The organism is Microcystis sp. LE19-84.1B, assembly GCF_027531875.1.
GTDB classification, from domain to species: domain Bacteria; phylum Cyanobacteriota; class Cyanobacteriia; order Cyanobacteriales; family Microcystaceae; genus Microcystis; species Microcystis panniformis.
The window spans coordinates 1-20,479 of sequence record NZ_JAPZSR010000022.1; the positions used below are offsets into that span (position 1 = coordinate 1).

Annotated in this window: 18 protein-coding genes and 1 pseudogene; all 19 read left to right on the plus strand. The window is 47.0% G+C overall.

Annotated elements, in window-relative coordinates:
• The first annotated feature begins 301 nt into the window (after positions 1-301).
• The 19 genes and pseudogenes from O9324_RS01115 to O9324_RS27400 all read left to right on the plus strand — a co-directional run bounded on the left by O9324_RS01115 (position 302) and on the right by O9324_RS27400 (position 20,430).
• Positions 302-1,546, plus strand: coding sequence for a phage tail sheath family protein (locus O9324_RS01115; protein WP_287628525.1), 1,245 nt, complete (start codon positions 302-304; stop codon positions 1,544-1,546).
• A 14-nt stretch (positions 1,547-1,560) separates the two neighbouring features.
• Positions 1,561-2,688: a phage tail sheath family protein gene (locus tag O9324_RS01120; protein WP_287628526.1), complete on the plus strand. Its 1,128-nt coding sequence runs from the start codon at positions 1,561-1,563 to the stop codon at positions 2,686-2,688.
• A gap of 49 nt (positions 2,689-2,737) precedes the next feature.
• Positions 2,738-3,166 (plus strand): phage tail protein, encoded by a 429-nt coding sequence (locus O9324_RS01125; RefSeq protein WP_002770409.1) that lies wholly within the window; start codon positions 2,738-2,740, stop codon positions 3,164-3,166.
• 26 nt (positions 3,167-3,192) lie between these two features.
• Positions 3,193-3,555 carry a hypothetical protein gene (locus tag O9324_RS01130; RefSeq protein ID WP_002770407.1) on the plus strand — a complete coding sequence of 121 codons (363 nt, stop codon included), beginning with the start codon at positions 3,193-3,195 and terminating at the stop codon, positions 3,553-3,555.
• Positions 3,556-3,575: 20 nt separating this feature from the next.
• Positions 3,576-3,713, plus strand: a pseudogene (locus tag O9324_RS27090) (DUF6760 family protein); the annotation flags it as partial.
• 21 nt (positions 3,714-3,734) lie between these two features.
• Positions 3,735-4,274 carry a phage tail protein gene (locus O9324_RS01135; RefSeq protein WP_002770405.1) on the plus strand — a complete coding sequence of 180 codons (540 nt, stop codon included), beginning with the start codon at positions 3,735-3,737 and terminating at the stop codon, positions 4,272-4,274.
• 13 nt (positions 4,275-4,287) lie between these two features.
• The gene (locus O9324_RS01140; RefSeq protein WP_288139255.1) at positions 4,288-5,958 is read left to right on the plus strand and encodes a hypothetical protein; all 1,671 of its coding nucleotides are present in this window, start codon (positions 4,288-4,290) and stop codon (positions 5,956-5,958) included.
• Positions 5,949-6,656, plus strand: coding sequence for a CIS tube protein (locus O9324_RS01145; RefSeq protein WP_002770401.1), 708 nt, complete (start codon positions 5,949-5,951; stop codon positions 6,654-6,656). Before O9324_RS01140 ends, O9324_RS01145 begins: the two co-directional genes overlap by 10 nt.
• 111 nt (positions 6,657-6,767) lie before the next feature.
• The gene (locus O9324_RS01150) at positions 6,768-7,835 is read left to right on the plus strand and encodes a phage late control D family protein (RefSeq protein WP_287628861.1); all 1,068 of its coding nucleotides are present in this window, start codon (positions 6,768-6,770) and stop codon (positions 7,833-7,835) included.
• Positions 7,832-8,485: a phage baseplate assembly protein V gene (locus O9324_RS01155; protein ID WP_287628860.1), complete on the plus strand. Its 654-nt coding sequence runs from the start codon at positions 7,832-7,834 to the stop codon at positions 8,483-8,485. Before O9324_RS01150 ends, O9324_RS01155 begins: the two co-directional genes overlap by 4 nt.
• A gap of 48 nt (positions 8,486-8,533) precedes the next feature.
• Positions 8,534-8,935: a PAAR domain-containing protein gene (locus O9324_RS01160; RefSeq protein ID WP_147069015.1), complete on the plus strand. Its 402-nt coding sequence runs from the start codon at positions 8,534-8,536 to the stop codon at positions 8,933-8,935.
• A gap of 13 nt (positions 8,936-8,948) precedes the next feature.
• Complete coding sequence (locus O9324_RS01165; RefSeq protein ID WP_002770393.1) at positions 8,949-9,347, plus strand: GPW/gp25 family protein; 399 nt, start codon at positions 8,949-8,951, stop codon at positions 9,345-9,347.
• Between the two features lie 146 nt (positions 9,348-9,493).
• The gene (locus O9324_RS01170) at positions 9,494-12,982 is read left to right on the plus strand and encodes a putative baseplate assembly protein (protein ID WP_288139256.1); all 3,489 of its coding nucleotides are present in this window, start codon (positions 9,494-9,496) and stop codon (positions 12,980-12,982) included.
• 54 nt (positions 12,983-13,036) lie between these two features.
• Positions 13,037-14,509 (plus strand): baseplate J/gp47 family protein, encoded by a 1,473-nt coding sequence (locus tag O9324_RS01175; RefSeq protein ID WP_288139257.1) that lies wholly within the window; start codon positions 13,037-13,039, stop codon positions 14,507-14,509.
• Positions 14,510-14,549: 40 nt separating this feature from the next.
• A complete protein-coding gene (locus tag O9324_RS01180; RefSeq protein WP_288139258.1) occupies positions 14,550-15,362 on the plus strand; it encodes a phage tail protein in 813 nt (270 codons plus the stop codon).
• Positions 15,363-15,420: 58 nt separating this feature from the next.
• On the plus strand, positions 15,421-17,202 hold the full coding sequence (locus O9324_RS01185; protein WP_288139259.1) for a tail fiber domain-containing protein: 1,782 nt from the start codon (positions 15,421-15,423) through the stop codon (positions 17,200-17,202).
• 38 nt (positions 17,203-17,240) lie between these two features.
• A complete protein-coding gene (locus O9324_RS01190) occupies positions 17,241-18,734 on the plus strand; it encodes a tail fiber domain-containing protein (protein WP_288139260.1) in 1,494 nt (497 codons plus the stop codon).
• A gap of 172 nt (positions 18,735-18,906) precedes the next feature.
• Positions 18,907-20,232: a tail fiber domain-containing protein gene (locus O9324_RS01195; RefSeq protein ID WP_288139261.1), complete on the plus strand. Its 1,326-nt coding sequence runs from the start codon at positions 18,907-18,909 to the stop codon at positions 20,230-20,232.
• Positions 20,233-20,325: 93 nt separating this feature from the next.
• Positions 20,326-20,430 (plus strand): DUF6887 family protein, encoded by a 105-nt coding sequence (locus O9324_RS27400; protein ID WP_502846562.1) that lies wholly within the window; start codon positions 20,326-20,328, stop codon positions 20,428-20,430.
• Positions 20,431-20,479 lie beyond the last annotated feature (49 nt).

The window sequence follows — 20,479 nt, forward strand, 5'->3', positions numbered from 1 at the left end:
TTGGTATCAGAGCTATCAGATTTTTAGGGCTAATTGTGCAGCTGCTGGGCAAACAAATTAGCCTGTAATTCAGAGCCGGCAATCATTTTGACGATTTAGATAAAATTTTCAATGTGACAGTTGAGGGTGCGGAATGTGGGAAATATATAAAAGTCTATGAAGATGTGCGGAATGTCGGTTAAGTTTAAGGATGTTCCAGTTCCCTACACTTTTGCTTGATTCATCTTTACATCTGACAACGCCCAATAGACCAAAAGTGCTAGCATGGAGATTAAGCAAATATTTTGTTAAGGAGAGGGCTATGCCTCAATATCTTTCTCCAGGCGTTTATGTTGAAGAAGTACCTTCAGCCGTTAAAGCGATCGCCGGAGTTAGCACCAGCATCCCCGGATTTATTGGAATTGTACCAGACAAAATCCACCTGGTCGCCAAAAATCCGACAACGCCCGGAAGCACTAAGTTTGTGGACTTTGCGCCACCGCCAGCCAAGATAGCTAAATTGATTACCAATTGGACCCAATTTACCAAATTCTTTGGCGATCTAATCGGCGACGAAACAAAGGCACCAACGGCAGATGACAATCCTGCCATTGATCCTGGACACCAACACCTGGCTCACGCAGTTTACGGATTTTTCAACAATGGCGGCAGCAGTTGCTATGTAGTGCGGATTGTTGACAATACACAACTTGATGATGCTCTCAAAGCTTTTGCCGCGATCGATCCAATTTCACTGGTAGCAATCCCAGGAAACACCGATGACGCGATCCGAGATAAAGTGGTAGCTCATTGTCAAGCCACCGGCGATCGCTTTGCTATTCTAGATGGCCCCCCGACGGCTGCCGATTTAACCACTCTGACGAAAATTCCGGCTGACTCAGGAGTCATGCCGAAAAGAACCGATTTGGCCGCCTGGTATTTCCCCTGGATCAAGGTTTTTGACCCAGCGACTAAACTACAAAATCCTAGTGGTGATGGGTCGCTAATTGTCCCCCCTAGTGGACATCTAGCAGGAGTCTATGCTCGCGTTGACAACGAGAGGGGAGTCTTCAAAGCACCCGCCAATGAGGTAATTTTTGGCGCGCAAGACGTGAGCCAGCCCCTCAGTAAAGCTGACCAGGATAACTTGAATCCTAAAGGAGTCAACTGCATCCGCGTCCTCAATGGCAACATCCTAGTCTGGGGAGCCAGAACCGTCGGCGGCGATGACAATGCTGACTTGAAATACATCAACGTCCGCCGCACCCTGCTCTTTCTGCGGGAATCGATTGACGAAGGCACCCAGTGGGTGGTCTTCGAGCCGAATACTCCCGCCCTCTGGCAACAAATTACCCGCAACGTTTCGGCATTCCTTACCAATGTCTGGCGCTCGGGGGCTTTGTTTGGCAATACACCCCAGGAGGCGTTTTACGTCAAGTGCGATGCCGAAAACAATCCGCCTGAGTTGCGCGAATTGGGCCAAGTCGTCACGGAAATTGGCGTGGCGATTGTTCGTCCGGCTGAATTTGTCATCTTCCGCATCAGCCAGATGGCCCAAACCAGCTAAAAAAGAGGTGAGCTATGGCGATCGCCTATAAAACGCCAGGTGTCTATCGAGAGGAAAGCTTCCGCCAACCAGAAGCCAAGCTGCCCACCGGCATTCCTGGATTCGTCGGCTTCTTTCAGGCTAAGCCATCAGAGAAGGATTTCCCAGTCAACACCCCGCTGGCATTACACCGTCAGGAAGAATTCAGCGAAAAATTTATCGCCCAAGGCTATCTATTAGAGGCAGTGACCGGCTTCTTTGCCAATGGGGGTACTCGCTGTTATGTGGTGCGAGCAGACTCCAATCAAGAGCCAAAATCAGCCTTAGAAGCGGCTTTGTCGTCTCTCGCTCCCCTGAAGGATTTGGACTTACTGGCAGTTCCCGATGCCATGAAGCTGACGGATGAAAGTGCCATTATCCAAGTGCAACAGGCAATGTTGCAACAATGCGCCCAACAGGGCGATCGCTTCGCCATTCTCGATGCTCTAGCCACAGTCAAAAAGCAGCAAGAGGCAATTGTCCGCGGCCAACCCGAACCAATTAACGCGGCCCTCTACTATCCCTGGCTGAAAAATACCCAAGGGCGTTGGGTTCCCCCCTGCGGTCATATTGCTGGTATCTTTGCCCGCAGCGATCGCGCTAGGGGTGTCTTCAAAGCTCCCGCGAATGAAAAGATTCAGGATGCCCTGGATTTGCAAGTGGCGATCAACAATTCCCTTCAAGATGAGTTAAATCCTCTAGGTATCAACTGCCTGCGGGCTTTTCCCGGTCGTGGCCTGCGCGTCTGGGGAGCGCGAACCCTCAGTCAAGATCCCAACTGGCGTTATCTCAACGTCCGGCGGCTATTCCTCACCTTGGGGCGGTGGATCGACCAAAATCTGGGCTGGGCAAGCTTTGAACCCAATTCCCCCCGCTTGTGGGTGCGAATTGGGCGAGAACTGAGTGCTTACTTAACCCAACTGTGGCAGTCAGGGGCACTCCAGGGAGCCAGCCCAGCCCAGGCATTCTATGTCAAGTGCGATGCTGAAACTAACCCGACCGACCTCCGAGAAAAAGGAGAGGTGCTAACTGAAATTGGTTTAGCAACTGCTGCTCCTGCTGAGTTTCTCGTGATTCGGATCGTTCATCGGGCGGGAAGCGTGGAAATTCGCCCAACCGCTTGATTACTAACCATTCAATTGTCTTACTGGCTGTTTAACAAGGAGATTTTCTATGGCTGACAGAGTTGATCCCTATCGAGGTTTCAATTTTCGCGTTGAAATCGACGGCATTCAAGAAGCAGGCTTCCGCGAATGCAGCGGTCTAGATGCGACAACCGATCCCGTTGACTATCGCGAAGGAACCGATGCCAACCACGTGCGTAAATTGACCGGTTTGAATAAATTCGCGCCAATTACCTTAAAACGGGGCATCACCGATTCCAAGACCCTCTGGGAATGGCGACAAACCGTGATCAGTGGGAAAACCACCCGCAAAAATGTCTCGATTGTCCTATTCAACGAAGCGCAGGAAGAAAAATTGCGCTGGAATTTGCGGGAAGCCTGGCCTTCTAAATGGACAGGTCCGAGTTTTAATGCCACCAGCAATGAAGTAGCGATTGAAACCCTAGAAATTGTCCACGAAGAAATGGTTAAAGCTTAATCCCCGGCTAAACTGATCACCCAATCATGCTCCAGACTGAATTTCCCTTTACCTTACCCCTAGGGTATATAGATGGGGAAGGCAACCTGCATCGGGAAGGTGTGATGCGCCTAGCCACTGCCTTCGATGAAATTGCCCCCCTCAAAGATCCCCGTGTCCGTAGCAACCAAGCTTATCTGCTGATCGTCCTGCTGTCGCGGGTCATCGCTAAGCTTGGCAGCCTGGAGTATATCAACCCGAAGGTGATTGAAGGACTGTATGCGGCAGATTTGGCTTACTTACAAGACCTCTACTGCCGCATCAATCAAAATGGTCACAACCGGGTTCATACCCAATGCCCTTACTGCGAAAAAGAGTTTGACGTGGAACTCACTAGCTTGGGGGAGTAAGACGCTACCCCCTCGAACGGCTTTATGAGGAGGTAGCCTACATCGCCTACCACTTTCACTGGCAGCCGGAACAAATTCTGGGATTGGAACACCCAGAACGCCAGCAGTGGGTGGCAGAAATCGCCAAGATCAACCAGCGTTTTAACGAACAAACTTGAGCAAACAGGAGGAAATAACCGATGCCATCCTTGGGCTTAAACGCCGCTTTCAGTTTGGCGACCAATCTTTTGGGAATTCGCAGCGATCCCTATCAGGTCTTCAATTTTTTGGTCGAGATTGAAGGAATTTTGGCAGGAGGGTTCTCTGAATGTAGCGGTTTGCAGGTAGAAACTACTATTGAAGAGTACCAGGAAGGCGGTGTCAATGACTACATACATCGCTTTGCCGGACGCAGCAAATCCCCAGCTTTGATTCTCAAACACGGACTTACCCCGATTGATGGACTATGGAGTTGGCATCAAGATGTAGTCCAAGGCAAGATTGAACGCCAAAACGGCACAATTTATTTGCTGAACAAGCAGCGCATCCCGGTCATTTGGTGGAACTTTAAAGAAGCTTTTCCTTATAAGTGGACTGGCCCAGAATTGCGAGCAGATTCAGGCAACGTCGCCTTTGAAAGTGTCGAATTATTTCACCGAGGACTCAGCCGTCCTAGCGTGAGCAGTTTGGTAGGAGGAATCGCCGCTGAACTGAGTGCATCTGTCAATATTGGTTTCTAAAAAGGTGTATAAGATGGTCGATTCTCCTGATGAAAAATCTGTTCTGGTAGAGCGTCTCCTTCGCCGCCAGAGTGAACCTGTTGGGGTGATTAACCTAAAACAATTCCAGACTCAATTAGCACGAGTTCCAAGCTGGATGGTTCAGCGTTCTCGCTTCCTAGAAAGGTGGCAATCTCGTTATGCTTTTGGTGAGAGTGAACCAGGTAGCGGTACGGAATTAATGTTGGCTACACCAGTGCAGCCAATTACAACCGAACCGAACCTCACTAGCCAATTGTCTTCAGCAATGTTATCTGAACGGATATATCAGGAGAAGATTGCGCCACCAATAGAAAAGATTTCTGATTCCCAAGCTGGTCAAACTTTTCGCCTCAGTCGCAAAGCTGTTCCCTTAGCACCAGATTCTAATTCTTTAAGTAAACAAGTAAATTCCTCTGAGAAGATAGAGACTCCAGCAAACACTTCTGAAAAAAATAGCCCATCCTTGAGGACAATTGTTGAAAGTGTAACGGTATCAAATCCTGACTCCAAGCCAGCGGCTACCTTAGATCAACCACAGAGAACAGTTGCGCCAAAAGAGGAAGAAACAAAAGTTACTCTAGTTGAATTAAAACAGATTCAAGTAAGCAATTTAAGCACACCAAATTCCTTGTTGTTGCGCCAAAATTTGCACCAGCCAGTCGAAGCATCTGAAGAAAGGAAGATAGATTTCCTACCCGCTACTTCGGGAGAATCTACTTCCTCTTTGAGAACAATTACTGAAAGAATAAATACTTCCACTTCTAACTCAGAATCAGCAGAAATATCTCTCAAACCAGAGACAAAAGTTAATGCTATTGAACAAGAACAGTCTTTAGTTAGTAACGAAGCAATAACCAACCCTTTAGTATTCAGAAAAAACTGGCAGCAACCAGACGAAACATCTGAAGAAAAGAAGATAGATTCTTTAACAGCTACTTCGGAAGAATCTACTTTACCTTTGAGAACAATTACTGAAAGAATAAATACTTCCACTTCTAACTCAGAATCAGCAGCCATTTTAGACCAATCAGAGGCAATAGTTGCGTCAACAGAAGGAGAAACAAAAGTTACCTCAGTTGAATTAGGACAACCTCAAGTAAGCAATTTAAGCACAGCAACCCCCTTGTTGCTGCGGCAAAGCTTACAATCGCTAGATAAAGAATCTAACCGACTAACAACAGGTTCAGGTACAATACACAGAGAGGCGATCGGAGGACAAAAACAGTCAGGAAATCAAGCAAATAGAGATATTGCCGCCGTTAACTCCGAATTAGCAACAACTTCGATCGCCGTCGTCCCAGAAATTCCCTCTAGAGAGGTTCCAGGAAACCTCTCAGTCCCGACCAATCTGGTTTGGCGTAAAACTACCAGTGAACCAGCGAGGACAGTTTTCTCCGCTGCCAACAACGGCTATACTAACTCCTCTTTGCCGTCAGTCAGTCTCCCAGTCAATCCCAATCGTCCCAATATCCTGCGTCAGATGTCAAATACGGCTTCCGAGATGGAAGCTATGCCATCAAATCCTGCTATACCAGCGATCGCTCAGACAGCAAACCAGACTCCGGTAGTCAATGTGGCAGACATTGCCGAACAAGTCAGCCGTCTGCTGTTTCGCCAGTTAACCGTTGAACGTGAACGTCGAGGGATAAGCCAATGGTACTAGAAACGCCTACCAAATTAACGATTAAACCCCTACCACCGTCTAAGCTGCCAGAAATTACGGTGCAATTCAATCCGACTGCTTATTCAATTACCAAACCAGTCACCTGGAGTCAATCATCTACTGATACCTCAGCCTCAACAGCAAGTACAACTCAATCTGCCACTCAGAGAAACTTGAATGCACCAGTTTTGCAGTTTGGGGGAGGAGGAAGTCGTACCCTTGCTTTAGAACTGTTTTTTGACGTGACCGAACCCGTTGAGGGTAAGCCAGTAGATGACGTGCGCCAACTCACCAATAAAATTGTCAAGCTGACGCGCATTGAACGAGATGCTAATCCTCAGCAACCGCCAATTTGTAAACTGTCTTGGGGAAATCCCCTCGATCCTCCTGAGTTTCCTTTTGTGGGAGTGGTGACTAACTTGGTGCAGAACTTTACCCTCTTCAAAAGTGATGGCAAACCCCTACGCGCTAGGCTGACAGTGACTTTTACTGAATGGATTGATCGAGAAAAAGACCTCAAACAAACTGATCCCGAACAAACGACACGCCTAGTCAAGCGAGGAGACACTTTAAGCAGCCTAGCGGCGGAAGTATATGGAGATCCCAATCTCTGGCGCATTATCGCCCAAGCAAATAATCTAGACGATCCGCGCCATTTAAAAGTGAGCAATCCTCTAATTATTCCGAAACTACGTTGATGAATTATGAATTATGAATTGGGAATTGGGCAGGTGACAGAGTTATATGGCAGCGAACAGAAAACGGGGAAAAAACTAATCTAAAATCTAAAATCAGGAGAATTATCGATAATGCCGACAACGAGTACGCCAAATTTGCTGTTACCGAGTTTTGCTCTGAAAATTGGCGGTTCACCACTGCCAATTGAGACAGAAATTCAGGTTATTAGCATCACCGTTGAGGATGACCTAACTCTACCCAGTATGTTCACAGTGGAACTGACTGGACTTGAAACTCAGAATAGTCAGATTTCCTTACTCGATGACGCTCTTTTTGCTCTTGGTACTGAAGTAGAGGTTAAACTGGGTTATGGGAGCCAAGTGGCCACCTTAATTAAGGGAGAAATCACCGGATTAGAACCAGAATTTACAATTAATCGCCTGCCTAGCTTGATCGTGCGTGGTTATGATCGCCGCCACCGACTACAAAGAGGACGCAAGACTCGTACTTTCCTCCAGAAAAAAGACAGCGACATCGCCGCTCAAATTGCCAGTGAAGGAGGACTTACTGCCAAAGCCGAAGATAGCCAAGTCACCCATGACTATATTATGCAGGCTAACCAGACCGATCTGGAATTCTTGCAAGCACGAGCGCGGCAGCTCCAGTATGAGGTAGTAGTAGAGGACAAAACCCTCTTGTTCCGCCCGGTAGGGAATGCCAGTAGCGCCGTCTTAACCCTGACTCTGGAAGATAACCTGCTGGAATTTTCTCCCCGCCTCTCCTCTCTCGGACAGGTGAACCAGGTGTCAGTGCGCGGCTGGAGTGCCAAGGACAAGCAAAAAGTTCTTGGACAGGCTAAGGCAGGGGATGAAGTCTCGACGATGGGGGGACAGTCGAGTGGTGCCAAGCTTAGTGAGAGTGCCTTCGGTGAGGGGATAGGAGGCATTAGCGATCGCCCCGTTGCCAGTCAAGCTGAGGCTGATCAATTTGCTAAAGCTCAATTCAATCGGGAGGTACTGGGATTGATTACTGGTCAAGGCATTTGTCGGGGTAATACCCAAGTACGGGCTGGTAAAGTCATTGAGATCGATGGTATTGGGGAGCGATTTAGTGGACTGTATTACGTCACCGCGGCCAGCCATCGCTACGGACCTCGCGGTTACTTCACCTATTTTACAATTCGGAGGAATGCAATATGAATCTCTTTGAGGTGACAGTAGATACGGAAACTAGGGAAGCGATCGCTGGTCGTATTTTCGGAGTGGTCGTAGGTATAGTTACCAACAATAAAGACCCGGATAACTTAGGTCGAGTCAAGTTGAAATTTCCCTGGCTTAGCGATAAAGATGAAGATGAAAGCAACTGGGCGAGAATTGCTGCCCCAATGGCCGGCAAAGAAAGAGGGATCTACTTTCTCCCGGAAGTAGATGATGAAGTTCTGGTAGGTTTCGAGCAGGGAAACCCGCGGTTTCCTTACGTTTTGGGGGTTCTTTGGAATGGCAAAGATGCACCTCCAGCTAATAATAGCGACGGGAAAAATAACCTGCGGTTGATCAAATCTCGCAGCGGTCATGCCATTCGTCTCAATGATGAAGATGGCAAAGAAACTATTGAGATTATCGATAAAAGTGGCAATAACAGCCTAATTTTCGATACATCTAATAACACAATTACGATTACTGCTGACAAAGACATTACCCTTTCTGCTACTAAAGGTACGATCAAACTAGACGCACAAAAAATCGAAATTAAGTCTTCCGCCGACAGCAAAATAGAAGCTGGTGCAGGCATGGATATCAAAGCCAGCGCCACCATGAATCTTAAAGGCGCAACTATCAACCTCAATTAGTTTTAAATCCAAAATCTAAAATCTAAAATCTAAAATCTAAAATCCATTATGGGACAACCCGCAGCTAAACAAGGCGACCAAATTATTGCCACCGACACCCACATTGTCATGGTGCCAGCACCGCCGGGACCACCAGTTCCGACTCCCCTTCCCCACCCCTTTATTGGCATCATCAACGGCAACCTCAGTGCAGATGTCAAGATTATGGGGATGGCAGCCGCCACCGTGGACAGCACGGCGGACAACACCCCGCCCCATATCCCTACCCCTCCTGGTACGGCCTTCCAGAACCCTCCCGCCAACAAAGCTACTATTAAAATCGGTAGCCCAACCGTCAAGATCAACGGCAAAATGGCAGCGCGCAACAGCGATACAGCCCAGACGTGCAATGATCCAGCCGATTTGCCCGTAGGACAGGTTATTGCTGTCGGTACTGTCTTAATTGGTTAAATGGAGGATAGAGATGGAGAAATCTTTTTTAGGTGTTGGCGTAGGATTCCCCATTCAGGTGGATTCGGGGGCACTCAAATGGGCTAAGTACGAAGAAAGCGTCCGTCAGTCCATCTGGATCATTCTGGGAACGGCTAAGGGCGAGCGCGTGATGCGCCCTGATTTCGGCTGTGGGATTTACGACCTCGTTTTTGAAATGAATACGGCAGCCACCGCTGGCAAAATTTCCCAACAAGTGCGAGAAGCTTTGCTCTTGTTCGAGCCTCGCATTGATGTACTAGACGTTCAAGTGATTCCCCAATCCGACAGCGACGGAGAAAAACTGCTCATCAGTATTGAATATCAGGTGCGAGCAAGTAATAACGTTTTTAATCTCGTCTATCCGTTTTATTTAGAAAGGAGTGCCGGTTGATGAATTTTAGATTTTAGATTTTAGATTTTATATTGATCATCCTAAAATTATCAAATTCTGAAAATCCTAAAATCCTGAGAATCCTGTTTGATTTTAGATTGATCATCGGCTAATCTTCTAATTCCCAATTCATAATTCATAATTCAATGGTTAAATCAGCCCCGAAAATTGACAAGCGCACAGCAACTGAGATTACCCAGCAGTTGCAGGAATTACTGCTTGAATATGCACCCACTTGGCAGGAATCTGAAATAGATCCAGTAACAGGCAAGAGACTGCCGAAAAAGGGGACTATCAGTGCCGTCTTGATTGGCACCTTTGCCCGCTTTGCCGAAATTATCATCGAGCGCTTGAACCAAGTCCCGGACAAGAATTTCTTGGCATTCCTGGACTTGTTAGGAGCCTCCCGCCTCCCACCTCAAGCCGCTCGCACTCCCCTGACCTTTTCTTTGGCGGCTGGCTCTACAGTGGATGTAGTGGTTCCAGTGGGAACTCAGGTAGCCGCTCCCCCGGCGGAAGGGGAAAAAGACCCAGTCATCTTTGAAACAGAAGCGGAATTAGTAGTTACTGCTGCTCAACTCACTTCCGTATTTGTGCAGGAGCCGCAGCAGGATACCTGGAGCGATCGCACTGGGTGGCTGACGACCAAAACTGCAACTGCGGGTTTTGTCTTTCATGGCGATGGGGGAGTCGAACACAGCCTGTACTTAGCTTGCGACGACCTGTTCACCCTACCAGTTGCTAAAACCGCCACCTTAACAATTCAATCTGAGGAGGCTCAGAGGTTAGCAGGACTCCCCTTGACTTGGTCTTATTGGGATGGTCAAGATTGGCGGCAAATCAGTCAATTGGTCAGTAATATCTCAGAAAATAACCAAAGTTGGCAAGTATCAATTCCTAACTTTCCCGTTCCCGTTAAACAAATCATCAATGGCGTAGAAGCGTCCTGGCTGAAAGTTGCGCTCAATCAGTCTTTAATCCCTGGTTCTCCTCCCTTACCGAAAATTCAAGGGATTACAGCGAGCGTGAGCGTTACTCAGTCTAATTTACTACCCGATCTCGGTTTTATTAATTCTTCACCCCTCGACCTAACTAAAGACTTCTCTCCCTTTGGCGAAAACCCCCGCCTCAGCGATACTCTATACCTAGCCAGTCAGGAAGTCTTTGCTAAAGCTGGAGCTAGGGTAACAGTCAATATCAGCCTCAATGAAACTGTCCCCGTCAACAGTGGAAATGAAGTTGAATTAGCCTTCGATGCTTGGGATGGTAAAGCTTGGCAGCCATTATTGGTAACTTCCAGTAGTCCAGCAACTGCCAAATTTACCCAAAGTGGCTCAATCACTTTTACCTTGCCCAATCGGATGGGATTAGGTGAAGTTAATGGTAAGAATAATTATTGGATTCGCGTGCGGATTGTTCGGGGAAACTATGGCACGGGTATTTCCTCTCAACCCCCTACTTTTACTACCCTCAGACAAGAAATTAGGGAAAGCACTGAGCAAATTATCGTCAACAGTAGCCGGGGATTTATGCCAGGCGATCGCATCCAAATTGCCACGGGAACTAACACTCAGGAAATCCGAACTATCGGGGTTGTTAATACCTCAAATAATAGCCTAACTTTGACAGAATCCCTACAATCGCCTCATCCCGTGGGGACAGGAGTATGGTTAATCTCTAACACCCTTTCTCCCCCTTTGCTCAAATCCCTAACCCTAACTTATACATATAATGCTACTCAGTCCCTCTCTGCCTGTCAAACCTACAATAACTTTACCTACATTCAACAGAAAGAACAACCATTTATTCCTTTTGAAGCCCTCACAGAATCTCATCCTTCGTTATATCTAGGATTTACCCTTCCGCCAACTCGCTCCAATTTCCCCAATCGTCCTCTGAGTCTTTTTGTCTCCTTAGCAGACTTGAAATATGGGGAAAAATTTATCCCTCTTTCTCCCCCCTACAGTCGTCAAGTTGCGACAACCGGAATAGTCACCCATCCTATATGGGTAACAAATGATACGGATCAATCAGTCACTTGGCGAGTGGAAATTTGGGGCAATAATTGGGAGACGACAATCTCAGAGGAAGGGACTTCAATTACTCTTGCTCCTGGGGAAATAAAATCCTTAAAAGTGCAGATTACTATTCCCGAAGATCTCAATCAGGAAAACCGAGATCTTGCTTTCCTCCGCCTGAGCCGTCCTGATACTTTTGCTACTATTTATACTGCTACTTTAGAAACTTTTGTGGCAGACCAACTACCGCCAATGTCGCCAGTCCGGTTATCTTGGCAATATTGGAATGGACAAGCTTGGTCAAAACTTACGGTCGATGATGGCAGCGAAAATTTCACCCTTTCAGGATTAATTAAATTCTTGGTTCCGGCTGACTGTCAAACTAAAGCCGAGTTTGACTTATCGGAACGTTACTGGTTACGGGTACAGTGGGAAACAGGAGACTATCTCATTGAACCTAGAATCATCAACCTTGCCCTCAATACAACTTTTGCCAGCCAAACGATCACGATTGTCAAGGAAATTTTAGGTTCTAGTAACGGGTCAGAAAATCAAATTTTCCAAACGACTCGCTTTCCCGTCCTGCAAAACCCACAATTAGAGGTCAGAGAACCAGAAAAACCTTCAGAACTAGAGCTAGAGAGACTAAAACTGCAAGGAAATAGCAACCCGATTACCCCAATTCCCAATTCTCGAGAAGTCTGGGTACAATGGCAGCAAGTTCCTGATTTTTATGGCTCAACTTCGCGCGATCGCCACTACGTCCTCGACCAGCTTACGGGCAAAATTCGGTTTGGTAACGGACGCAACGGGCTGATTCCGCCTCTGGGAACTGGTAATCTAAGGATAGCGCGGTATCAGACAGGCGGCGGTAAAGCGGGGAATAAACCAGTCGATAGTATTGTGCAACTGAAGACCACAGTTCCCTACATCGAGAAAGTGACCAACTTACAAGCGGCGGCGGGTGGAGCAGAAGCAGAGACCCTGGAATCCCTGCGCGATCGCCTCCCTGAAACTATCCGTCACCGCGATCGCGCCGTCACCCTAGAAGATTACGAAGACTTAGCAAAACTGGCTTCCCCAGAGGTGGCAAGGGCGAAATGCCTACCTCTACATTGGCTAGGAGATCCACCTGAGCAAGCACCTAGACGGGGAACAACCAGCATCATCATCGTACCGCGCTCTGAGGCGCTCAAGCCTCTACCAAGTCTGGAACTGATTAGCCGAGTTGAAAAGTTTCTCAGAGCGCGTGCTTGTCCAACTGTCGAGATTCTGGTGGTTGGGCCTCCTTATATCCCAGTAAGCGTTAATGTCGAAATTGCTTTGAGTTCACTCGAAGGAGCCAGTGCTGTCGAACAAGCAGTTAAAGCAACGCTAGAGCAATTTTTACACCCCCTGACGGGCGGATTAGATGGCAATGGCTGGGATTTTGGACGCGAACCCTACAAATCCGATTTTTATGCCCTATTAGAAGCCGTCCCGGGTGTCAGTTATATTCGCCGCCTCCTGGTCGATGATGGCAGGGTTTCTCAGGAGGTTGAGGCGATAAGAAAGACCGGCCGTTTCTTAGTCTATTCTGGTACTCACACCATCAGCCTATTTTTTAAGGAATCTTGAGGAAGCTTGCAGTTTTTGAAGATTGAAAATTAATTAAATTGTGAATTATTTACCATGCCTTTAGAATTGCCTAACTTAGATGACCGCACTTATGAGGATCTTGTTGCCGAAGCCCTCAGACTGATTCCTAACTACGCCCCGGAATGGACAAATTATAATCCCTCCGATCCCGGCATTACCCTGATTGAAATGTTTGCCTACTTGACGGAAATGTTGCTGTATCGGCAAAATCGAATAACTGATGATAACTTGCGAACATTTTTGCGGTTGCTTAATGGACCTGATTGGGTTGCCGATCAAAATCAGGATTTAGCACAAGAAATCCAGGATGCTGTTTTAAATTTGCGGGATGAATATCGAGCAGTAACGGCTGAAGATTACGAAACCCTAAGTCAGCAAAAATTTAACATCTGGTTAGTGCAGATGCAGCAAGAAGAAAAGGCGGACAAATTACTTGAAAAATCTCTTAAAGACCGATGCAAAGAATGGTGGGAAACCACGAATTTAGAGATAAAAGAAGAAAATTTACCCTCAAAAGTGAGCCAAAAAATTAGACGCGCTCACTGTGTTCCACAACGCTATTTAGGAGCAGGAAAGGAAGAAGAAAAGAAGCAAAGTAAACCTAACTATGTTAGTGTTCTGATTCTACCTGATAAAGATAGTGACAGTGCCAATCAATTAGGACCGCAACCAACGACTCTACTACGAGATGCACTTCAGGGATATCTTCAGCAACGGTCTATCCTTACTACTCGCCTGTCGGTTGTCGGACCAAGTTATACTCCTGTCAGTGCAGAAATTCTCGTTGCTCGTCGTTCTGATGTACTCACTGAGACAGTCAGTAACGGCATCGTCAAAGCTATGCAGCAATTTCTTGACCCAGAAAACTGGCCCTTTGGTCGAGATGTTCACGTCTCGGAGGTGTATGAATTACTAGAAAAAATTGACGGAATTGATTATTTAACAGACGTTCTACTTGTCAGCGAGTGCCAGCCAGAAGATCAACATTGCCTAGCAACAGATACTATCTGGAACGATCAGGGAGAACCGATTGGACTGCGGCTATATGATCATTATTTGCCAGTAAATCGCCTTAAATTATCCCAGATTGTTATCGCACCTAGTGCTAATTTCTTGGCAGTGCAGTTAACAATTAAAGTTAGGGCTGCTTCTGGAGCAAATCCTGACTTACTGAAGCGAGAAATTAAAAGCCAAACCAGAGCTTTCTTTCATCCTTTATATCCCACAATTCACGAACTAAATCCGCTGGGTGTAACTGACATAAAAATTGAAGTTACCGACAACCAAACAATCAAACTAAGTAGCTTGCAATTAGTAGATTCTCAGTATCTTGAGACAAATTCTCTTGAATTAAATTTGGCAACAATTATTACTGGTATTGCTCAGGTTACTTCTATTCAATTATCCAGCGATCGCAACCAAGAAGGGGGATGGCTGTTAATCAAAGCAGGAGAAGTGATTGATTTGCGATCACTGGTTGAGGTGAATTCAGCTATTACTGGTTGAGCCAGTAAGTGATCAAACAATTTTTTCTGGAGGGGATTTTATGACAATTAATGAAAGAACTGGACAGGCGAGTAGTTTACTAAATTACCTACCGGCTATTTTTCAAGAAGATAGTGAAGCTAACCAGCCGAATTTTCTCGGTCGCTTCCTACTGGCTTTTGAAAGAATTATCCTTGGTTTAGGGGAAGTATCTTCAGAAGTTCCTCAACCGGGTCTAGAAGAAATTCTGGGGGGAGGAAACATTACCGATTTAGACAAGCTACTCAATCCAGCTAGTAGCGGAACAACCCAGTTAGCGGGAGTGTATCGGTATTTTGAGGCTGGAGCCAACTTGAGTGCCTCTCAACGCGCTCCCAGCGACCCCAGGGACAAAGACTTCGACTTCTTACCTTGGCTGGCTAGTTGGGTAGCCTTGACTCTGCGGGATGATTGGGAAGAAAATAAGAAACGACTGTTGATTGCTAGAGCAACTCAATTGTATCGGCTGCGAGGCACTAAACGCGGTTTAGAAGAAGCTTTAATTATTTATACCCAGACAGGGGTACAGACGACATCTGATGTTGGTGTGCAGGTCAATGAACTGAACGCGCCATTTCAGGTAGGTGTCCATGCTACTATTGGGAAAGATACCATCCTTGATGGTGGCGCTCCCTTCTTCTTTTGGGTGCAAATTGTTTTGCCAACGGCCAATCCTGAACGGCGCAAGCAACAGCAAGAGATTGTCACCGCTATTGTCGATTTACAAAAACCGGCTCATACTGACTATCGCCAACCGATTACGGTAGTAACGCCTGTATTTCGGATTGATGTTAATTCCACTGTAGGCATCGATACTCTTTTAGATCCGCTTTGAAGATAACCGACCTAACACTATCTGTACTGCAATCTAAACTTACCCAAGGAGACGAAAGATGGCTAACCCAATCAAACGCTTAAATTACTTTAACGGGCAATTCCTGCGAGCCCCCGATTTTACTGAGGAACAAACCTATCACCTAGAGATGAGACGGCGACACAATGAGAATCTCCACACTTGGGGCATCGCCGATGGCTTAAAATTACAATATACTATTGGTTCGTCCCAGATAGAAATTGCTGAAGGCATGGCGATTGACAGTAAGGGACGAGAGATTGTGCTAGTGGAGAAAGCTAATAAAGATTTATCTGGCTTTGTTAATAAAACGGTCTATGTTACTATCGCCTACGAGGATGAGCTAGTCGATGAGAAGGATGAAACGGGAGTAAAAGGCTTTACCCGCTTAAAAGAAATCCCCACAGTTAATGTAAGTGAAAATCCCCCTTCTGCTGCTCAATTGAGTGTGCAATTGATCTTGGGGCGGGTGACAGTGAATAATGAGGGCAAAATTACAGCCACCGATGAAGGAGAGGGAGTCAATCGGCGGCGTGCTGCTGGGGTTGTTGCTGGCGATTTAGAAGCCCGTAGTCTCACTTTAACTGATACTAATGTTGACCCATCCCAATGGTCCCGGATGCGTTTAGGAGCCGCCGGACGAGCCGATTTACAAAGTAGCCTGAAAGTTGCTGGTAATCTGGAAGTGACTGGGACAGTGGATGGTCGGGATGTTTCTGCCGATGGGACTGAGTTGGATAGCCACACCAGTAACACCAATAACCCCCACCAAACAACCGCAGCACAAATCGATAACCAGGAGGGAACTAACCGCCTTGTTACTCAGATTAATGCGAGTACAGGGGTGATTAATGAGGCGAGAATTGACCCAGCAATTGCCCGGGATAGCGAGGTAACTGCCCTCGTTAATAATCACGCCAATAACACGAATAATCCGCATGGCACGACTGCCGCACAAGTAGGAGCGTTAGTCAGCATCGACGGGGTGAACAATCCCGGCGGCAATGTGGATTTAGTCTCCTCAAACGCTATTACCCTCACCCCAGATAATACCAACAAACGCATCACCATTGGCGAAACTCATTCAGCCCGTACAGATAATCCCCACAATACAACAGCCGCCCAGGTAGGAGCTTTGCCCATCAGTGGGGGGACCCTTACGGGTAATGGCAGTCTCACCGCTAACACCTTAACTGTAGTCAATGGACTGACTATTAACAACAATATCGGCGCGAATGAGTCGTTAGAATGCCGGGGCAGAATGCGGCTGCGACAAATTAGTAACAGTTCTCCTACCGCAGGCATCTGGTGTTCCAGCGTCAACGCCTATTACGGTGAAGTTGATACTGCCTTCATCGGCTTATTCAATGAGAATTCGGTCGGTTTTTGGGGCAGCACTGGCCAGCCGGGATGGCGGCTTTTGGTTGACACCACTAGCGGCAATCTGACGGTTACAGGCAATGCCTTCAAACCAGGCGGAGGGGCTTGGGGCATTTCCTCTGATGAAAGGCTCAAAAAGAATATCAGTACCCTAGAGGGAGCCTTAGATAAACTCCTCCAACTGCGGGGCGTATCCTACGAGTGGAAGGAACCAGAAAAACAAGGAAACTTGACCGGACCGCAGATGGGGCTGATCGCTCAAGAAGTAGAAGCCGTGTTTCCCGAATGGATTGGGGTAGATGCCGACGGCTATCAGACCCTAAGCATCAGAGGGTTTGAAGCCTTGGTTGTCGAGGCTCTCAAGGAGTTAAAAGCAGAAAATGAAGCCCTGAAAAAACGGTGTGAAGAACTCGAACGACAACTAGCAGTCGGGACGCTCTAGAGTGACGGGGCTTGAAAGGAACAATCTCAGAGAATCTTATGGAACATCCACCGCCCATCGGCAGCCAAATCCTTACGATCTATGACTACACGGACGAGCAAGGCCGCTTGCTGTTTCAAGTCGTCCGCCTCCAGCCCAAAACCTTCCGACAGCGCCGCCCTGATGGTCGAGGGGGATGGCTGTGGAATCTGGAAGGGGTGTGGCCAGTTCTCTATCGCCTGCCAGATGTTCTCAATGCCGACACAGCGATCGTGTTTGAAGGAGAGAGAGATGCAGAGACGGCTGTGCAATTAGGGCTTCCTGCTGGTTGGGCTGCCACTTCCAGTCCTTTTGGATCGGGTCAGTGGCGGACTCAATATTCAGAGGCTTTGGCCGGCAAGCGTGTGTTGATCTGTCCCGATACCGATCGCCCCGGACAACTTCACTTACAGCAAGTCGGACTCGCTTTGCGGGATAAGGCAACAGAAATTAAAGTAATTACCCTGCCTCCGGGAGTCAAAGACTTAACGGAATGGGTCGAGAAAGGCGGGCAAGCTGACCAGTTTGCTCTCTTAATCCAGCAAGCCAAGCAGTTTGACGAGTTACTGCCTGACCTCGCAATTGAAGAAAAGCGGCGCGTTACCTGGAAAAAAGTTGCTCAGGAAGAGCCCCCACCCAGTCACAGCCAAATTGTCACTACCTATGACTACACAGATGAGCAGGGCAACTTGCTGTTTCAAGTCGTTCGCCTCCATCCTAAAAGCTTTCGGGAACGCTGCCCAGATGGTCAAGGAGGATGGCGCTGGCATCTAGGGGGTATCAGGCTCGTCCTCTATCACCTAGCGGATGTGCTGGAGGCCGACACTGTCTTGGTTTTAGAAGGAGAAAAGGATGCAGACACCGCTAGGCAATTGGGGCTCCCTGTCGGTTGGGCGGCTACCTCTAACCCCCTTGGTCCTTACCAATGGCGAGAGGACTATTCCGAGGCACTGCGGGGCAAGCGCGTTTTTCTCTGTCTCGATACCGATCGCACCGGACAGCGCCAATTAAAAGAAGTCGGATTGGCTTTAATCGGCAAGGCAAGAGAGATTAAAGTTGTCAACCTTCCTTCGGACGTAAAAGACTTGACGGAATGGGTTGAACGGGGTGGAGATGCCAACCAGTTTGCCCTTCTTCTCGCACAAGCTATACCTTTTGAGTATCCGCGACTGGATACAGAACTTAAACAAAATATCCGTCCCCTAGAGAAAGCTTTAGAGAAACTGATGCAACTGCGAGGAGTAATTTATGAATGGAAAGAACCAGAAAAGCAAGGAAATTTGACTGGGACTCAAATTGGGTTCCTGGCGCAAGAGGTGGCAGCCGTATTTCCAGAATGGGTTGGTGACAGTTCTGATGGCTATAAAACTCTGACCATCATGGGTTTTGAAGCCCTGACTGTGGAAGCTTTCAAAGAACTAAAAGCTGAGCAAGAAGCCTTGCAAGCCCGTTGTCAAGCAATAGCCGTTAAAATGCCTGAGCTTGCACTGATTTCTGCTATATTAGTAGAGTAGAGCTAGGGCAGTTCTCAACAGTTAGCGATTTTGCCCAACTCCTAAGTACCTAAGCAAAATTAATTACACATATCTAACCACCTCTTGCCTCCTACCTCTTGCCTTTTGCCTATCTTCACTAGGAAATTAATTTTGCACGACTACTTATTAATAAAAAAAGGAGGTAATCATCATGTCTTTAAATGAAGTCGGTATCTACAGCAGTCTAAAACTGGGAAGAGACAACGTTCCTGAAAGCGATTGGCCATGCTTGCTCTATGGGGGACCTAAACAGTTCGGCATCAATGATTCTCTTACGGTTACTGGCAACGTCGGCATCGGCACTACTACCCTAGAAAATCCAGAAGGTTGGAGCCGCATTCTCGATCTTTTAGGGGTTACTGATGCCAAATTATCGGTTAGAACCGCTAAGATTGATGGGCGAGTGTCTGTCCACGAGAAGGGCTGCTGGGGGTCGCCAGCAGGAGCCATGATTCTCGGTACGAAAACTAACCATGCCTTGAGTTTTGGGACGAACGCTACTACTAAAATGACGATTCTGGGTAATGGCAATGTCGGTATTGGAACAATCACCCCAGGGGCTAAGTTAGAGGTCAGTGGCAATTTGACTGTTACTGGCAATATCAGCATTGCCACCACCGCCGCTCCTACCGAAAGATTAGAGGTCAATGGCAATGTCAAAGCTACCTCATTTCTCGGAGATGGCTCAAACTTAACGGGAGTTGTAAAAAACCTCGACTTGGCAGTTAAAAAAGCCGGGGATACGATGAGCGGGGCGCTGACGATTCAGAACAGTCTAAGTGTCACTGGTGAAATTATTGCAGGCAGTATTAAATGGGGTAATAACAGCAGATTAAGTTCCGATCAAGGAGGCAGTATAGAACTCGGTGGAAATGCGAATACACCGGGTCAAGGTACACCCTACATTGACTTCCATTTTGCTGGACTGACCCAAGATTACAACACTCGAATCATTAATGATGCCGATGGCAGACTTTCCCTAGTTGCTCAAGAGATTTGTCTATCTAGCTATGGCGGTGGTACACCAGTTGGCGCGATGAGTATAGATGTAGGAACTTTTGGGACTATGGAAAATGCTGGCAATAGTTATTTTTTCCGAGTCAGAGATATTGGCGCTGGACCGAGTACCCCCTTTTATATTCGAGGTGATGGTCAAGTTTTTGGACAGTTCGCCCAAAGTTCTTCCAAAGAACTAAAAGAAAATATTGGTCTGCTTTCCCTCCAGGAAGCCGCTCAAATCTTAGCAGGACTCAATCCCGTTAAGTTTAATTATAAAACCGATAGTGACCAACATCAAAATATCGGATTTATCGCTGAAGATGTACCAGAATTGTTGGCAACTTCTGACCGAAAAGGAGTGAGTATTATGGACATAGTTGGCGTATTAACTAAAGTCTTGCAAGAGCAACAAACTACCATATCTGTATTAACCGAAAAAATCAAAGCGTTAGAGTCGCAAAGCCAAAAAGCTTATTAAATTCAAGGAAGTAATTAAGGTGGACTGTTTCGGCTAATTAATAATTTACGGACTTTATCGCCTTGAAATTAAACCAACAGGAGGATATGAACCATGAACCCCATCAACTATGACACTCTCAGCCTAGATGAACTCAGACAATATATATTAACCCATCGTGAAGATACTATGGGTTTTTATGCCTATATTTATCTTTGAAAAGCAGATGGACGAATGATTATCGTAGGTTTAGAAGATAATTATTGGG

Bases quoted from the DNA above. Each gene is read 5' to 3' on its own strand.
- O9324_RS01115 (WP_287628525.1), top strand. From the start codon at position 302: ATGCCTCAATATCTTTCTCCAGGCGTTTATGTTGAAGAAGTACCTTCA.
- O9324_RS01120 (WP_287628526.1), top strand. From the start codon at position 1,561: ATGGCGATCGCCTATAAAACGCCAGGTGTCTATCGAGAGGAAAGCTTC.
- O9324_RS01125 (WP_002770409.1), top strand. From the start codon at position 2,738: ATGGCTGACAGAGTTGATCCCTATCGAGGTTTCAATTTTCGCGTTGAA.
- O9324_RS01130 (WP_002770407.1), top strand. From the start codon at position 3,193: ATGCTCCAGACTGAATTTCCCTTTACCTTACCCCTAGGGTATATAGAT.
- O9324_RS01135 (WP_002770405.1), top strand. From the start codon at position 3,735: ATGCCATCCTTGGGCTTAAACGCCGCTTTCAGTTTGGCGACCAATCTT.
- O9324_RS01140 (WP_288139255.1), top strand. From the start codon at position 4,288: ATGGTCGATTCTCCTGATGAAAAATCTGTTCTGGTAGAGCGTCTCCTT.
- O9324_RS01145 (WP_002770401.1), top strand. From the start codon at position 5,949: ATGGTACTAGAAACGCCTACCAAATTAACGATTAAACCCCTACCACCG.
- O9324_RS01150 (WP_287628861.1), top strand. From the start codon at position 6,768: ATGCCGACAACGAGTACGCCAAATTTGCTGTTACCGAGTTTTGCTCTG.
- O9324_RS01155 (WP_287628860.1), top strand. From the start codon at position 7,832: ATGAATCTCTTTGAGGTGACAGTAGATACGGAAACTAGGGAAGCGATC.
- O9324_RS01160 (WP_147069015.1), top strand. From the start codon at position 8,534: ATGGGACAACCCGCAGCTAAACAAGGCGACCAAATTATTGCCACCGAC.
- O9324_RS01165 (WP_002770393.1), top strand. From the start codon at position 8,949: ATGGAGAAATCTTTTTTAGGTGTTGGCGTAGGATTCCCCATTCAGGTG.
- O9324_RS01170 (WP_288139256.1), top strand. From the start codon at position 9,494: ATGGTTAAATCAGCCCCGAAAATTGACAAGCGCACAGCAACTGAGATT.
- O9324_RS01175 (WP_288139257.1), top strand. From the start codon at position 13,037: ATGCCTTTAGAATTGCCTAACTTAGATGACCGCACTTATGAGGATCTT.
- O9324_RS01180 (WP_288139258.1), top strand. From the start codon at position 14,550: ATGACAATTAATGAAAGAACTGGACAGGCGAGTAGTTTACTAAATTAC.
- O9324_RS01185 (WP_288139259.1), top strand. From the start codon at position 15,421: ATGGCTAACCCAATCAAACGCTTAAATTACTTTAACGGGCAATTCCTG.
- O9324_RS01190 (WP_288139260.1), top strand. From the start codon at position 17,241: ATGGAACATCCACCGCCCATCGGCAGCCAAATCCTTACGATCTATGAC.
- O9324_RS01195 (WP_288139261.1), top strand. From the start codon at position 18,907: ATGTCTTTAAATGAAGTCGGTATCTACAGCAGTCTAAAACTGGGAAGA.
- O9324_RS27400 (WP_502846562.1), top strand. From the start codon at position 20,326: ATGAACCCCATCAACTATGACACTCTCAGCCTAGATGAACTCAGACAA.